General features: G+C 44.9%; 14 protein-coding genes. 2 read left to right on the top strand and 12 right to left on the bottom strand.

All coding sequences use genetic code 11. From position 1 onward, the window contains the following. Nucleotides 1-23: 23 nt before the first annotated feature. The 4 genes from E6W40_RS09330 to E6W40_RS09315 all read right to left on the bottom strand — a co-directional run bounded on the left by E6W40_RS09330 (nt 24) and on the right by E6W40_RS09315 (nt 4,593). Complete coding sequence (locus E6W40_RS09330; protein WP_136605230.1) at nt 24-677, bottom strand: deoxynucleoside kinase; 654 nt, start codon at nt 675-677, stop codon at nt 24-26. Beyond that, entirely contained in the window at nt 674-1,297 is a 624-nt protein-coding gene (locus tag E6W40_RS09325) for a deoxynucleoside kinase (protein WP_136605229.1), read from the bottom strand. Before E6W40_RS09325 ends, E6W40_RS09330 begins: the two co-directional genes overlap by 4 nt. Before the next feature lie 151 nt (nt 1,298-1,448). Next, on the bottom strand, nt 1,449-3,749 hold the full coding sequence (locus tag E6W40_RS09320; protein WP_136605228.1) for a glycoside hydrolase family 95 protein: 2,301 nt from the start codon (nt 3,747-3,749) through the stop codon (nt 1,449-1,451). A gap of 172 nt (nt 3,750-3,921) precedes the next feature. After that, nucleotides 3,922-4,593, bottom strand: a complete 672-nt coding sequence (locus E6W40_RS09315; protein WP_136605227.1) for an FHA domain-containing protein — start codon at nt 4,591-4,593, stop codon at nt 3,922-3,924. A gap of 189 nt (nt 4,594-4,782) precedes the next feature. Between E6W40_RS09315 and pbp4 the strand changes: the two genes are divergently transcribed. Next, nucleotides 4,783-6,810, top strand: a complete 2,028-nt coding sequence (pbp4, locus tag E6W40_RS09310) for a penicillin-binding protein PBP4(5) (RefSeq protein WP_168928868.1) — start codon at nt 4,783-4,785, stop codon at nt 6,808-6,810. 241 nt (nt 6,811-7,051) lie between these two features. Next, entirely contained in the window at nt 7,052-7,864 is an 813-nt protein-coding gene (gene pdxK, locus E6W40_RS09305) for a pyridoxine/pyridoxal/pyridoxamine kinase (RefSeq protein ID WP_136605225.1), read from the top strand. A 121-nt stretch (nt 7,865-7,985) separates the two neighbouring features. Here pdxK and E6W40_RS09300 read toward each other — a convergent pair whose 3' ends face one another. The 8 genes from E6W40_RS09300 to E6W40_RS09265 form a co-directional block, all read right to left on the bottom strand. Then, on the bottom strand, nt 7,986-9,545 hold the full coding sequence (locus tag E6W40_RS09300) for an IS1182 family transposase (protein ID WP_136604998.1): 1,560 nt from the start codon (nt 9,543-9,545) through the stop codon (nt 7,986-7,988). Nucleotides 9,546-9,901: 356 nt separating this feature from the next. Further along, nucleotides 9,902-10,471, bottom strand: a complete 570-nt coding sequence (locus tag E6W40_RS09295; protein WP_168928867.1) for a DUF1700 domain-containing protein — start codon at nt 10,469-10,471, stop codon at nt 9,902-9,904. Then, nucleotides 10,471-10,812 carry a PadR family transcriptional regulator gene (locus E6W40_RS09290; RefSeq protein WP_136605224.1) on the bottom strand — a complete coding sequence of 114 codons (342 nt, stop codon included), beginning with the start codon at nt 10,810-10,812 and terminating at the stop codon, nt 10,471-10,473. Before E6W40_RS09290 ends, E6W40_RS09295 begins: the two co-directional genes overlap by 1 nt. Before the next feature lie 152 nt (nt 10,813-10,964). After that, nucleotides 10,965-11,783: an ammonia-dependent NAD(+) synthetase gene (gene nadE / locus E6W40_RS09285; RefSeq protein ID WP_136605223.1), complete on the bottom strand. Its 819-nt coding sequence runs from the start codon at nt 11,781-11,783 to the stop codon at nt 10,965-10,967. A gap of 18 nt (nt 11,784-11,801) precedes the next feature. Beyond that, entirely contained in the window at nt 11,802-12,416 is a 615-nt protein-coding gene (gene nadD / locus E6W40_RS09280; RefSeq protein WP_136605222.1) for a nicotinate (nicotinamide) nucleotide adenylyltransferase, read from the bottom strand. Nucleotides 12,417-12,426: 10 nt separating this feature from the next. Beyond that, nucleotides 12,427-13,917: a nicotinate phosphoribosyltransferase gene (locus E6W40_RS09275; protein ID WP_136605221.1), complete on the bottom strand. Its 1,491-nt coding sequence runs from the start codon at nt 13,915-13,917 to the stop codon at nt 12,427-12,429. Nucleotides 13,918-13,933: 16 nt separating this feature from the next. Then, nucleotides 13,934-14,494 carry a cysteine hydrolase family protein gene (locus tag E6W40_RS09270; protein ID WP_136605220.1) on the bottom strand — a complete coding sequence of 187 codons (561 nt, stop codon included), beginning with the start codon at nt 14,492-14,494 and terminating at the stop codon, nt 13,934-13,936. Between the two features lie 58 nt (nt 14,495-14,552). Beyond that, nucleotides 14,553-15,329 carry an NUDIX hydrolase gene (locus tag E6W40_RS09265; RefSeq protein WP_136605219.1) on the bottom strand — a complete coding sequence of 259 codons (777 nt, stop codon included), beginning with the start codon at nt 15,327-15,329 and terminating at the stop codon, nt 14,553-14,555. Nucleotides 15,330-15,484: the final 155 nt, after the last annotated feature.

Genomic DNA, 15,484 nt, shown 5'->3' with positions numbered 1-15,484 from the left:
CCCTAATCTTATCCGCTTTTCTTTTAAATTATCGCTGCAGAACTGCCAATTTTCTGTCCTACCAGCTTCAAAATATTAGACATAGACGCTGGGTCATGGACATCATAATCATCAATGTTCAAACGCAGCACAGGACAAGCTGTAAATTCATTAATCCAGACCGAATATCTCTCGTGCATATGTTCCCAATAGGATACCTCTGTCTGAATCTCCATTTCACGGCCGCGTTCATTGATTCGGTTCAGAATGGATGGCAGACTGCCTTCAATATAAATAAGTACATCCGGATGAGGAAAATACGGCGTCATAACCATAGCTTCAAACAGGCTCGAATACGTTTCATAATCCGTTTTGGTCATCGTTCCTTGATCCGCATGCATTTTAGCAAATATACCGGTATCCTCATAAATCGAACGGTCCTGGACAAAGCCTCCACCCATTTCGAAAATCTTCTTTTGCTCTTTAAAACGCTCCGCTAGAAAATAAATTTGCAAATGGAAGCTCCAGCGCTCAAAATCATGATAAAACTTTTCCAGATACGGGTTGTGGTCAACCTGCTCCAGCGAGGTTTTAAAGCCCAGTTGCTCTGCCAGCGCGGCAGTTAATGTCGATTTGCCGACGCCAACGGTTCCTGCTACCGTAATGATTGCATGATCCGGGATATTATATTGATTCATACCATAAGCTCCTTTATATGAGAGGCGATCTCTTCAAAATGTTCTCTGTTCTCTACAAAATCAACCGTGTTCCCGTCAATGGTAATAATTCTTGTGGCTGGTTCACGGATCGCAAGCGATGCCATCGCAGCATCATAATCTTCGATTAATTGCTGTAAATAGTTCTGGTCGATGTCCTCTTCAAAAGAACGGCCCCGTTTGGCAATTCGTTTTAAGAGTGTCGCGAGATCTGCTCTAATATAAAATATGACATTCGGCTTCGGTAGATCATCCGTTAAGACATGGAAAATCTCCCGGTATTTTTCCCTTTCGATCCCTTTCAGGGTTCTATCGCTAAAAATAAGATTCTTATAAATGTGATAATCCGAGATGACAGGCTTCCCTTGATCAATAAACTCGCTTACCGTGTCCTTGAGCTGTTTGTAACGATTGCAGAGAAAGAACATCTCAAGTTGAAAGCTCCAATCATCCATGTTCTGATAAAATTTATCGATAAATGGATTTTCTTCAACGATTTCCTTGATAACAGGAAACTTCAATTGGTCCGCAAGCATCGAAGCCAGCGTTGTTTTCCCTGCTCCGATCGGACCTTCAACTGCAATAAATGGTACATGTTCCATTGATGCTGATTTCCTCCCCCGATGCTTTTAAAAAAAGACTAATTAATTGTATCACTTGCATTCGTTTTCTCATAGTAAAAAACACTCCATGAAATAAATGCCCTCAGGATGTGCATCCAGGGGCATTTTCTTGCTGATTGCAATATCCACATTATTTCATTGGGAAATAAACTTCTCCCGCAATAGTTCCGAATTCTTTCACTTGATCATTCCATCTAACCTTACACATGTTGCCCTGAAATGATATGATCCTGAATTCTTTTATTTCTCCATCCTTCCACTCCAGATCGACTTCGAAACCTCCGCGCGCTCTCAGTCCCTTTACCGAGCCGTCCCTCCATTCCGGAGGAAGAGCAGGCAGCAGCTCCAGAACTCCGGTATGGCTTTGCACCAGCATTTCGGCAATTCCCGCTGTACCTCCAAAATTACCGTCGATTTGAAACGGAGGATGGTTATCAAATAAATTAGGCAACGTGGAGAACTTCAGCAGGCTTTCCAGATTGGTATGAGCTTGTGCACCATTTCTCAGACGGCACCAGAAATTGATAATCCACGCCCTGCTCCATCCCGTATGCCCCCCGCCGTGTGATAAGCGGTACTCCAGTGTTTTTTGTGCTGCTGTCATATACTCTGAAGAATCCTCAAAGGTATATTGTGATCCAGGATACAGGCCATACAAATGCGAAATATGCCGATGTCCGGGCTCTACTTCCTCCACATTTTCACACCATTCCAGAATTCTTCCGTCAGTCCCTATACCTGGCATGGCCAATTCTTTCATGACATCCGACACTTGAACTATAAAGTCATCCGTTATATTTAATAAAGCAGCCGCTTCGATGACATTGACGAACACCTCATGGATAATTTGCTGATCCATTGCCGGAGCCATGCATAAGCCGATTTTAGCTCCTTCGGGTGAAAAATACATATTTTCGGGTGAAGAAGAAGGCCCGGATACCCATAAACCGGACTCAGGATGTCTGACTAACCAGTCCAGGAAAAAAAGAGCCGCTTCCTTCAGAATGGGATATGCACGCTCTCTGAGGAAGGCTTTGTCCCCCGTAAACCGATAGTATTCCATAAAGTCCCGGACGCACCACCCCGCTCCCATCGGCCACATGCCATAGCTGATCCTGCCAAGCGGCGCTGTAAACAGCCAAGCATCCGTCGTATAATGCGCTACAAATCCGCGGCAGCCATACACCTCCGAAGCGGTCTTTCTTCCCGGTTCCACCAATCCCTCCAAGAGATCAAAATACGGCAGATGACACTCGGAGAGATTCGTTACTTGTGCCAGCCAGTAGTTCATTTGGAGATTGATGTTAAGATGATAATCACTATCCCATGGAGCTTCCATCAGCGGATTCCAGATCCCCTGCAGATTGGCAGGCATATTGCCCGGCCGGCTGGAGGATATCAGCAAGTACCTTCCATATTGGAAATACAATGCGGCCAAATCCGCGTCCTTTCGGCCTTCTTGAAAGGCAGCCAATCTACGATCAGTCGGTAATGTCTCATGCATAGCGGCATCCGGATCGTTCGCATCAAGCTGCAGTTGTACACGCTGGAACAGACGTTGATGCGCCTCTATATGATCATGCTTCAATTCATGGTATGGTTTAATCAATGCCTTTTCGAGATCGGATTCACATTGGGCAGACAAGTCATGGCTCAGCGGTTCCATCGGATTTTTGAAATGATAATTGGTACGTACAGCGAGATATAGTGTCAGACTGTCAGCCCCGCATACTCGTAATTCTCCACCTTCCCGTTCTAATGTTCCACCTTCTGTAACTGCTCTCAAGACACCTATAAATTTCACGCCTTGATGTGTTGAACCATGGGCCGCCTGACCCTCAACAATTAATATGTTATGGTTTCTTCCTGAAACTGCCGCATCCGTTTCCCGCGTCATCCGGATCGATGTATGTATTTGTCCTGGTGCTTCCGCTGTCCACCGAATGACCAAAACCTCGTCAACAGCACTTACGAAGGTCTCACGGTAATGACGAACACCTTGCTGAACATAGGTAACAGACGCTAACGCCGTATCCAAATGAAGCTCTCGCCGATAACCGCCAAGCTCTTGAACATCGCAATCGTTGCTCTGAAGCCAAATATCACCGAACGGCTGATAGCTTCTTGGCCCTGTATGGGGAGATAATACTTTTTCTTGGATCAATCTCTCAGCTTCCTCATAATTTCCAGCAAACATCTGCTCTCTGGCTTGCAGAAGGGCATCCTTCGCTCCATGTTGATGGACCGGTACAGGTGGACCTGCCCAGATGGATTCCTCGTTTATTTGGATTCGCTCAACGGGGTAATTTCCGAAAACCATGGCTCCCACTCTTCCATTACCGATAGGCAATGCCCGGTTCCAATCCGAATTCTCTTTTGCTGCTGGAAGCGTGGAAGGCTGGTCATACCACAGCTTTAATTTCGCGCCCATTCATCTGCACCCTCTCATTTGTATATTTACCGATTGTCGGTTTATTTTCTTTCCATTAATAACATGCAGTTAAGTAATAGCCATGACTGCCTATTATGCTTTCGTCATCAAACGACGTTTTCCTCTGAAACAAAAAAAAGAACCCTCAAGGGTCCTCTTCATGCTGCTGAATTCAACTCACATCTCGCTTCATAAATACGCCTTTTTTATAGACGGATTTAATAATGAAGCTGGAACCCAGCTTTTTGTTAGTCCGGTAAATGAGCGAGTTGACTTCATCGATGCCGACGAGCTCTATATTATCCATGCATCTCTCCGGCCATACATGCTGCATAATCTCCTCTTTGGTAACAAAATGGTCCAGGCGGCTGTGCAGCAGCTTAAACAACTGATACTCCTTTTTAGACAGCGTAATATTATCGTCGTCTACCAGAATGGTCTGCAAATGATCATTCAATCGTACCTCACGAACCAGCAGATCAGAAATCAAATATTCCCGTGTCTCTTCAAAGTCACTGCTTATCTCTAACTGCAGCCCAACGAGTCCATTGACCAGAGTCAAACAATCTTCGAATGAAAAAAGGTATTTTTGATGCGGAACCAGACGATGACCATTAAGTTCTGTGCCATTTTTACTGCCCAGATCCTCTACATATATTTCATTATGTACACGGTGAACGCAGCAGTGCTGCTTGGATACAAGCTGATTATAGATGGACAGAACAGCATGATCCATACCTGTATGTCTGCCGATGGTGATGCTCTTCCCCTGCTCCAGATAGTGAAATGAACCATGACCTTTCTGGCCGGCTGTATCTACCACGATTTTTATGATATCCGGCATGATGAATCTCTCACTTTCTTTTCACATTGATAATTTCTAATGATAGCTGCGCCAAAACTGATAACTTCATCAGATTCATTCCATTGTTTGCTTACACGCCAGATTTTATAGTTATACATGGAATGGGTCGCTATCTCTTCAACTATATTAACAGTTTGTGAATTAATTTTCAAAAGCGAGGTTATCAAAGTGAAACCAAAACAAATGGTGATGTACGGTATACTCTCTTTCCTGGCTGCCAGCGTCCTGGCTTTGTATGTGTATTTTTTTGGCCGGCTGGATGAGCAATCACCGAACGAGACCGTACAGACATATATGCTCAGTTTACGGAATCAGGACTATGAACAATTATATGACCTCATGTCCACGGAATCGTTGGAACAATCAGATATGTCACGTGAACAGTTCGTCCAGAAATACAAATCTATTTTTGAAGGCATGGGTGTAACCAAGATTGAAGTGAACGCAGGAACGCCGATCAAGTTGGAAGATTCATCAAACTATATGCTGGACTATTCGGCTATCTTAAACACATGGATCGGTCAAATCCACGAGAAATATCAATTAATCCTGATCCAGGAAAAAAGCGATAAGGGCAAGCCTTGGAAAATACAGTGGATGCCCTCCCTCATCCTACCCGATATGGCTAAAGGGGATAAAGTAAGTGTCAAGATACTGAAGCCTGAACGAGGTGAGATAACAGATCGTGACGGGTATGCTCTTGCTACTAGAGTCACGGCCTATGAATGGGGAATCACACCCTCGAAATTGGGCGGGGATCCTGATGCGGCTATTGGGGAGATCAGTAACTATTTCCATATACCCGCAGATGCTATAAAAAAGAAACTCGCCCAGAAATGGGTTAAGCCTGAATATTTTGTGCCTGTCATGAATATAGACGACCCCCAGATTCCGGATGGCCTGCCTGGGGTATCCATACATACCAAAGAAGTACGTTCGTACCCGCTTGGCGAAGCTGCAGCTCATCTGACCGGTTATGTCAGGCAAGTAACGCAGGAAGATTTGCAAAAAGATAAAGAAGGCTACTATCAAGCAGATGATTGGATCGGCAAATCAGGGTTGGAACAATCTATGGAAACCCAGCTCCGGGGTCAAAAAGGTGGAAGCATTGAAGTAATCGATGAACAAGGCAAAAGTAAATCAATCATCGCACAAAAGCCCGCAGTAAATGGTCAGACGATCAAACTGACAATCCGTTCCGAAGTCCAACAAGCGTTATACGACACCTTATCCAGCGACGCCGGAGCAGCCGTTATGATGGATCCGGTTCATGGAGACCTCTTGGCACTTGTGAGTACACCTTCCTATAACCCTAATAAAATGGTCAGAGGACTATCCCAGAGTGAATGGGATTCGTATTCCCAGGACCCCACTCTCCCTTTCTTCAACCGTTTTACGAACCGCTACGCTCCCGGCTCTGTTTTTAAAGCAGTTACGGCAGCAGCCGGCTTAACCGAAAAGGTTACAACACCGGAAAAAACGCATCATATTCAGGGCTTGCATTGGCGCAAAGATGACAGCTGGGGCGGATATTATGTTACCCGCGTTAAAGATGCTGCGAGTGTAAACATGGTGGATGCCCTTGTGTACTCGGATAATATCTACTTTGCCCAGGAAGCTCTGGAAATGGGAAGCCAAAAATTTATTGAAGGTATCCGGAAATTCGGGTTCGAGGAAAATTTTAACCTGGCTCCCCTTTATCTCAAACCAAGCCAGTATGCAAATAAGAATCACTTGAATCTGGATTCGGAGGTTTTGCTTGCCGACACTTCTTATGGTCAAGGAGAAATGTTGATGTCACCCATCCATCTGGCTGCTTCTTTTACTCCGTTTGTTAACGATGGCAAGATGATTAAACCTGTACTTTTTGCAAATCAGGAAGATGAGGCAGCTGTTCAGCAAATCATCACACCTGAAGTCGCGAACACAGTCAAAAGCTCACTAATCCAGGTAGTAAAACGCTCTAGCGGGACAGCGCATGCCCTTTCTTTTGCAAAACGAAATCTTGCTGCGAAAACCGGAACAGCCGAGCTGAAATCAAAAAAAGGTGAGACCGGGCAGGAAAACGGATTTTTGGTTGCTTTCGACGTCGATTCCTCTTCCTACCTGCTTACCGCTCTAGTTGAGAATGTTAACGGCAGAGGTGGTAGTCATTACGTTGTGAATAAGCTTCGTCCTTTTTTAGAAAAATACTAAGTGATTGAATAAATTTCATAATACCTTAAGCCGCTTCAATCAAGGCTATATATAGATCCAAACGGTTTTATTGGTCTCTATATAGTTTCAATTTTATCGTTTTAGTGAGTTATGAAATTGATTCGATTGAATGTTTTGATCGATTTTTGTTTCAAAAAAACTACCTAAAAGTCGATTTTCTGGTATAATCAACTCGATTTGAAAGTTACATAATTCATTGCAGGAAAAGAGGAATACGATCGTGTCCAAAATCATCAAGACCTTAACTATTGCCGGAAGCGACTCCAGCGGGGGCGCAGGCATTCAAGCCGATCTCAAAACATTTGAAGAGTACGGCACTTATGGCTTCAGCGCATTAACTACCATTGTGACGATGGATCCGGACAACAGCTGGCATCATAGTGTCTATCCTGTAGATGCCGCCCTCGTTGCTGAGCAGCTCAAGACGATTTTCGCTGGCGGCCCTGTAGACGCCATGAAGACTGGAATGCTCGGCAGTGTTGAGATCGTCCGTGTCGCAGAAAAAGCGATTAAGGATAACCATCAGAACAATGTAGTAATAGATCCGGTGATGGTCTGCAAAGGGGAAGATGAAGTATTGAATCCGGATAGCGCCGACGCGATTCGTGATTTGCTCCTTCCGCTTGCGACAGTGGTAACACCAAATTTATTTGAAGCTGGCGTACTCTCCGGTCTTGGCAAACTAACTACTATTGAAGATATGAAAAAAGCTTCTCGCCGGATTCATGAGCTTGGAGCCAAAAATGTCGTCGTTAAAGGCGGTAAAGCTCTGGATGGCGAGAAAGCAATCGACGTTTTCTTTGACGGCAGTGAATTCACTGTGTTGGAATCAACCAAGATCGAGCCAGCCTATAATCATGGCGCAGGCTGCACTTTCGCCGCAGCCATTACCGGAGGTTTGGCAAACGGGTTGCCGGTGAGTGAAGCTGTTGCCAAGGCAAAGGACTTTGTATCGGCAGCAATTCGCAGCGGCTATCAATTTAATGAGTATGTCGGACCTGTCTTTCATGGCGGGTACCGCCTGGAGAAGTAATATAACCGTTGAACTGTCTTTTGCGCAGAGTACGACAAAGGCGCTGTCTCATAAGTGGATTTCCCACGACAGAGACAGCTCCGTTTTATTTTGGGATCCAAAAAAAGGAGCAATTCTCCCGTTATTGGAGAATCGCTCCTTTGCGTTTTTGCTCTACTCCGGCTTGCTTCAGCATATTATGGGCAAGCGAAAGCCATCCGACCTCCAGCGTCACTTTCTTCATGCCGCGAAGCAGAAACCGCCGGAAGCCCCGGTTGTTTTTCAGTTGGCCAAACACACTCTCCGGCTCAATCATTCGCCGTACGGCCAGGGCATAGCCTTCCTCACTTCGGAGGAGGTCCCGGGCCTGACTTTGGTATCGCAGCCTTTCCAGACTTACCGCTACTTCCCGGTTCCCTGCTGCTTTTGTGCACCGATCTTTCAGCGGGCAGCCTTCACAGCTTTGACTTCGGTAATGACGCCTGCGAATCTCATATCCACTTTCTAGTGTTTCCTTGCTTTCTCTGTGGAAATGCAGTGTTTGCGCGGCGGGGCACGTCCAGTTATCCTCGGCTGCGTTGTACGTCCAATTCTCGATTTTACTCACATCTGCTTTCCACGCTTTGCTCTTTTCTTTATGGTAACTGCCGTATTTAACGACTGCTGTGATCTCTTCCTTTTCCAGATAGGCATAGTTCTCTTCACTTCCATAGCCTGCATCTGCAATGATTGTCTGTGGATGTTGCCCCAAGATCCGCCGTGCTATTTCCAGATGAGGCTCTAAACAACGGGTATCCGTGGGTCTTTGGTGGACACTGTAGGCTAAAATGAACTGATTTTCCGTGCCAATCTGCACATTGTATCCCGGTTTTAACTGTCCATTTCGCATGTGGTCTTCTTTCATCCGCATGAAGGTGGCGTCCGTATCGGTTTTGCTGAAGCTGTTTCGATTTCCAAGCAACTTTTGGTAATGTTCGTACTTCACAAGTCTTGGAAGCAAGTCCTTCCGAAGCTTCCGAACGGCTTTCTTTAAGGGGTTATCCTTGGGATGTTTCAGCAGCTGAGCTTCCAGTTGCTGCGTGACTTGTTCGAGCTTGCTGCTATCTAACTCGGAAGCCTCACCGAGTTCGGTCAGGTCTTTGCCGTGATGCTCGCGCTCTTCCTGATGCTCTGCGGCTTCGATGGTGGAGAAAAGTGCATGTACCTTCTCTTGCAGTTTGGTCTTGTGTTTGCTGACCGCTTTACCCCAGACGAAGGTGTAACGATTGGCATTGGCCTCAATCTTGGTACCATCTACGAAATAATGTTCCAAGGAGATGTACTTTTCATCTGCAAGAAATTGAAGTACGGCGGAGAACACGGTTTCGAGGACGTCTTTCATCCGCTCAGAACGGAAGCGGTTAAGCGTGCGGAAATCCGGACGTTGCCGTCCGGCTAGCCACATAAAGGGGATGTGTTCCCGGATGGCTTTGGCGATTTGTCTTGAGGAATAGATGCGCTGTGTGTAGGCGTAGATGATGACTTTGGTGAGCATTTTGGGATGGTAACTGTCACGGCCGCCGCCGGGATAGGCAGCGTCAAAAATGGCGTCGTCCAATCGATTGACGGCAGCATTCACGACACGAACGAGGTGGTTTTCTGGAATATCTTCTTCCAGATCCATTGGCAAACAAAGTTGGTCCATGGTATATTGAATGTACAAAGAAACCTCTCCTTTGAAATGGTTGGTCACACTTCCATTTTACCAAAAGAAAGGTTTCTTTTTTGTGTTTTTTTAAAGATTGAAGATCCATTCCCCGCATAAACAGCGGAGAGGACGGACGGATTGTGGAAAAGCGGCAGCGTTCGCCTTGATCTCCGGATTTTCACCGCTAAGGGGAATGAAAAAAAATCCGGAGAGCACAGCGATTGGAACAATGGTCCGTTCGCGCAGCGTCCACCCAAAAAGTCTAAGTATATCCTACGTAAAAGACAAGGCTGTCCCAAGCAGCCATTTCATGGCTTTTGGGACAGCCCCTTTGTTATACAGTTGGATACAAGATAGGCTGCCCCGATCTATTAATAACCCACCTTATGACTGCCGGGCAATGAACGTCTGTATTGCTCAGACAGGAATGCAAGGTATTTCTTTAGACCTTTCCAGCTGAAATAAGCAATTCCTCCGACGATAGCCCCTAACACAACCGAAAACACCATGCTGTACTGGGCCGGTATTTCCATTCCCGGGCCAAGATTCATACTGATCCAAGTGGCTCCGAATGTCCGGAGAATACCAGCAAGGATAATTAAAATCGTAGAAAAACCAAAGCCATAGGCAACTGTAGCCAATATCGGTATAACCATGATGCTAAGCAGGCCCGTGGTACAATAAAATCCAATCATGGACAGGACATCTTTAAATGATTTCACATGATTAAGCCCTGCCATGTGCTCACTTCGATATGCCTTAGCTAACTTTCGCGGATCCCCCAGACGTGATAGAATCACGGTCTCCGACTGCCCATTCGCGATTCCTTCCGTAATATGGCTTTCAATTTCCATAACGGCATCCAATCTTTCTGCATCCGGCATTTTCTCTAAATACTGGTTTAACTTCTCCAGATACGACCTTTCATAAGAACTAATCATTAATTTTCTCCTCCAAATAACTGAATATGCCCTACTGCACTGCTGATTTTATTCCACTCCACAGACATCATTTCCGTCAAGTCACGACCGGAAGATGTCAGGCTGTAATACTTCCGTGGTGGTCCAGACTCCGATTCCTTCCAGAACGATTCTATATAATTGTCTTTAAGCAGTCTGCGAAGCAGCGGATACAACGTACCTTCTGTTATCGCAAGCGATTCCCAGCGATCAAGCAAAGTTACAAGCTCATATCCATATCTGGGCTCCTTGCCAATAAGCTGCAATATGCAATATTCCAAGATTCCTCTGCGAACCTGAGAAGTCCATTCTGACATTTCCATACGTTGCTAAGCCCCTTTCGGTACTATAATACCACCAAGTACTGTGCAATGCAAGGTACTATGTGATATACATCTGTATTTCCGAGTAAACCCCCATAAAAAAAGAAGCCTGGATGCGTCTCGCAACCTGGCTTCCTGCTTTGATCTGCCGATTATTTCCACCATTCATCAAATGGTGACACCGGCAGCTCGCGTTTATGTTGGGAGTTTCTAAAGCGTTTTTCGATATTTGCTTGATCTTCAGGATCCACTTTATTTCCAACCAAATACTCGTCAATCACGTTATACTCCATGCCCAGCTCAGTTTCATCCGCTTGCTGCGGCTTGTTATCCAGGAGATCCGCGGTTGGGGTTTTCAGATATAACCGCTCAGCGGCATCTAATTCTTGCAGCAGCTCCCGTCCTTGGCTTTTGGTCAGCCCGGTCAGTGGAATGATATCTGCTCCGCCATCCCCGAATTTCGTGAAAAATCCTGTTAGAGCTTCCGCTGCATGGTCTGTCCCTACGACTAAACACTGACGTTCGCCTGCAATGGCGTACTGTGCAATCATGCGCATTCTCGCTTTGACATTACCCTTATGATAATCAGGCAGCGTACCTTTCGTCGTGTCCATGTAGGTTTGGGCAAAAGCATTCACGGAATCCTCAATATTGAAATCAAAAGCTTCATCCGGCTTAATAAAGGCCAATGCCTCCTGAGCGTCGTCCTCATCCCGTTGAATACCAAAAGGCAGACGAACCGCGTAGAAGGTTGCTTCATATCCCTCCGCCCGCAGTTCTTCAACTGCAAGCTGCGACAATCTTCCAGCAAGCGTGGAATCCTGCCCGCCGCTAATCCCCAATACAAAGCCTTTTGCGCCTGCCTTTTTGCAATAAGCTTTTAGAAAATCAATCCGGCTGCGGATTTCCTCCTTTGCATGAATGACCGGTTTAACGTTCAAAGCTTTTATGTTTTGTTCTTGTGTATTCATCTCTGCATACTCTCCCTGTCACTTATATAATTGATTTGTATGAATATAATCATAGAATCTGTCAGGCACCAAATATCGGGGTTCTCCCCCTTTTTTAAACTCATCACGGATATAGCTTGAACTGATCTCCATGGCTAAACCCTTATCGATCAAATGAAATGTGTGCCCATCATCCGCATTGCGCAGGATGGGTGATTTGCTGATGGCAGACAGCATGTTAATACCATCCCTCGCCATCACAATAAACTTGTTTTCCTCAATCAGTTCTCTGGACTTTTTCCATTTCTCTTCACCGATATCAATCAGTAAATCGGCTCCCATAATAAAGTAAATTTCATCATCGGGATATTTTTCTTTGAAATGCTTGAGCGTTAAATAGGTTGCGATTTCCCATCCGACCTGCTTCATTTCATAATCGTCAGCAACGAACTTATCATTGCCTTCGATAGCCATCAAAATCATACTCCAGCGATGCTCGTCACTAATATTCATGTTTTTATCAGGTCTTTTGCTGGAACAAGGCAGGAAGATCACCTGATTCAGCTTACAGCGGTGCGCAACCGTGCTGGCAGTCCAGAGATGAACGTTCGTAATTGGATCAAAGGATGAACCGTATATTCCGATTTTAGCCATCTTGACCTCCTTAAATTTGAATCCGCTGATTCACTTTCTGTTGTATTTCTGCGATCAGCTTCATTTTGTTATCCCAGCAATCTTGGCTTAAATTCACCGGATATTCAGCCGGATTCAGCAGTCTTTTATATTCCTCCCACAGTACATTCAGGTTCTCATTCACAAATGCTTTAATTTCTTGCAAGGCAGGAATCGCATATACCAATTCACCGTTCTCAAAAATGGTATGGTGGAGTTCTTTGGCTTCAAAATTAGTAACGAACTTCGCAATATACGTATGAACCGGATGGAACATTTTCAGACATTCCTGGTTCTGCGGCTCCTCATTTTCTAGAGCGATGTAGTCACCTTCCGATTTCTGATTGGACTTATTGATGATGCGGAACACTCTCTTTCGTCCAGGTGTTGATATTTTTTCTGGATTCGAACTGATCTTAATGGTATCCACCATGTCTCCATGCTCATTTTCAATGGAAATCAGTTTGTAGACAGCACCTAGAGCAGGTTGATCATACGCTGTAATCAGTTTAGTACCTACACCCCAGACATCGATTTTGGCTCCCTGCGCCTTCAGGTTCAAAATAGTCTGTTCATCGAGATCATTGGAAGCATATATCTTTGCATTTGTAAAACCCGCCTCATCCAGCATTTTTCTTGCTTCTTTAGATAAATAAGCAAGATCTCCGCTATCCAAACGAATACCCTTAAAGTTTATTTGATTTCCGAATTCTTTGGCAACTTCAATGGCAGTCGGAACCCCAGACCGGAGCGTGTCATACGTATCCACCAGAAATACGCAATCCGTGTAGCACTCGGCATATTTACGAAAGGCGGTGTATTCATCCCGGTAAGCCTGAACCATGGCATGGGCATGTGTCCCCGCAGTAGGAATGCCGAAGAGTTTACCCGCCCTCATGTTCGATGTTGCGTCAAAACCGGCAAGATAAGCAGCTCTCGTGCCCCAAATTGCAGCATCCATTTCTTGTGCCCGTCTGGTGCCAAACTCCATCGTTGTCTCCTTACCGGCGACCTGCCTAATCCGGGAAGCTTTGGTTGCGATAAGGGTTTGATAATTTACGATATTGAGAATGGCCGTTTCATTCAGCTGTGCTTCTGCCAGTGGAGCTTCAATCCGCATGATCGGTTCATTGGCAAAAACCAATTCTCCTTCTTTCATCGAGCGAACCGTCCCGGTAAACCGAAGCGATGCCAAATATTCAAGGTAGTCATCACCATAGCCGTCTTCTCTTAAAAATGCCAAGTCGCTGTCCGTAAAGCGGAATTCATGAAGATAACGGATAACCCGTTCCAATCCCGCAAAAATCGCATACCCGTTCCGGAATGGAATTTTTCTGAAGTAGACTTCGAATACAGCCTTGCGCTCATGAATTTGATCTCTCCAATATGCCTGTGTCATGTTGATCTGGTATTTATCTGTGTGAAGTGCCAGACTGTCATCTGTATAAGGAGTCTCTGGTATTTGTATCTTTTGGTTTGTCATATTCGTTATCCTCCTTTTATTGAATTTCCGCACCCAACGAGCCTTTAAAATGCCGCAATGCCCATGCATGACCCTCTTGGTCAAAGCTTGCTACCGCATCCTGATGAATGACCAGATCAAAGCCTTTATTATAAGCATCAACAGCCGTGTGGAGAACACAAATATCTGTGCAAACGCCCACAAGATGAAGCTCGGTAATCCCTCTCGCCCGAAGCTTTAATTCCAGATCCGTCCCTGCAAATGCACTGTATCTTGTTTTGTCCATCCAATAAACGTCAGCCTTATTTTTGTTATCTTGGTACACGGCTTCCAATCCACCGTAGAGTTTGCGCCCTGGAGTATTTTCGATATTATGCGGAGGAAAAAGTTTGGTTTCAGGATGAAGCGTATCCCCAGCTTGATGCAGATCGATAGCAAAGACGACAAATTCTTGATTTTCTACAAACATGTTGGTGATGTCAACGATCCGTTGTTCAATCGCTTGACCGGGTTTCCCGCAAGTTAAAGCCCCATCGGTTGCGACAAAATCATTCGTGTAATCAATGTTGATCAGCGCTCTTACCTTATTCGTATTCATGAGTAATCCCTCCCAATATATATAACATTTAACTGATTGTTAGATATAAAATCAAAAATTACTTTTTGGCGTGGTAAATGGAGTTATTCACTTCCATATCTATAAAACGGTATAACTGCGTCGGCTTTTTCGATGTTCTTGTTGTCTTTTTACCTATTATTTCTTGAATGAAAGGCAATGATTTGATTTTTCTGGCAAATGCGGCATCCAAGGCAATCGCGGACTCGTTTGTAACGGTTAGCAAAACGGCTTGCAGCTCCGAGTACGTAAATTCTGCAGGTAAAAATTCTTTGGCGACTGTGGACTCAAGCAGCTTCTGGCGAATCACTTGAATCGCATCCTGGATGATTTGTGCATGATCAAAAGCGAGATCAAAATTTAACACATTTTCGACCGAAAAGAGTTCCACCTCACTGGCATCATCACTCGCTTCACGTTTCGCTATTTGATGTTCTGGTACGATCGCAAAGTGAGCATTAGAGATAATCCAACCTCTTGGATCTCTACCGGGTGTATCGTACACTCCAAAATGCTCGAGATGAATGTGATCGACGCCTGTCTCTTCTCTTAATTCTCTTTGTGCGGATTGAAAAGCGGATTCATTCGGATCAACAAACCCTCCCGGTAATGCCCATTTGCCTGCTTCAATATTGGGACGTCCTTCACTATCCACCATGCTGCGCTTGATAAGCATAATTTTCAGATCCATAACAGGCGGTTTGAATGTTTCCATTCTTGTCGACACGATGGTAAATACAGCGATATCTGAAGTATAACCATCCGGGGTTTTATATTTCTTAATATCGTATTGCTTTAGCGCTTGTTCGTTGGACATTTGACCTCGCTCATTTCTTAACGTTTTTATTTAACATTTAACGTTTTGTTAATTGTATTATAGATTTACCTTATTCGAATGTCAACCATTTTGTTCCAAGTCATGATTCCACTCACTAGATATTTTTACTTGTATAACACGAAAAACCCCAAGCA

It is taken from the genome of Paenibacillus dokdonensis (genome assembly GCF_004916975.1).
Lineage (GTDB): Bacteria > Bacillota > Bacilli > Paenibacillales > Paenibacillaceae > Paenibacillus_AQ > Paenibacillus_AQ dokdonensis.
This window is presented reverse-complemented; position numbering and strand designations above follow the sequence as displayed.

Excerpts from the sequence above, each read along its gene's own strand:
- E6W40_RS09275 (WP_136605221.1), bottom strand. The coding sequence starts at position 13,917 with ATGACAAACCAAAAGATACAAATACCAGAGACTCCTTATACAGATGAC.
- nadD (WP_136605222.1), bottom strand. The coding sequence starts at position 12,416 with ATGGCTAAAATCGGAATATACGGTTCATCCTTTGATCCAATTACGAAC.
- E6W40_RS09320 (WP_136605228.1), bottom strand. The coding sequence starts at position 3,749 with ATGGGCGCGAAATTAAAGCTGTGGTATGACCAGCCTTCCACGCTTCCA.
- E6W40_RS09295 (WP_168928867.1), bottom strand. The coding sequence starts at position 10,471 with ATGATTAGTTCTTATGAAAGGTCGTATCTGGAGAAGTTAAACCAGTAT.
- nadE (WP_136605223.1), bottom strand. The coding sequence starts at position 11,783 with ATGAATACACAAGAACAAAACATAAAAGCTTTGAACGTTAAACCGGTC.
- E6W40_RS09315 (WP_136605227.1), bottom strand. The coding sequence starts at position 4,593 with ATGCCGGATATCATAAAAATCGTGGTAGATACAGCCGGCCAGAAAGGT.
- E6W40_RS09325 (WP_136605229.1), bottom strand. The coding sequence starts at position 1,297 with ATGGAACATGTACCATTTATTGCAGTTGAAGGTCCGATCGGAGCAGGG.
- E6W40_RS09270 (WP_136605220.1), bottom strand. The coding sequence starts at position 14,494 with ATGAATACGAATAAGGTAAGAGCGCTGATCAACATTGATTACACGAAT.
- E6W40_RS09290 (WP_136605224.1), bottom strand. The coding sequence starts at position 10,812 with ATGGAAATGTCAGAATGGACTTCTCAGGTTCGCAGAGGAATCTTGGAA.
- E6W40_RS09330 (WP_136605230.1), bottom strand. The coding sequence starts at position 677 with ATGAATCAATATAATATCCCGGATCATGCAATCATTACGGTAGCAGGA.
- E6W40_RS09265 (WP_136605219.1), bottom strand. The coding sequence starts at position 15,329 with ATGTCCAACGAACAAGCGCTAAAGCAATACGATATTAAGAAATATAAA.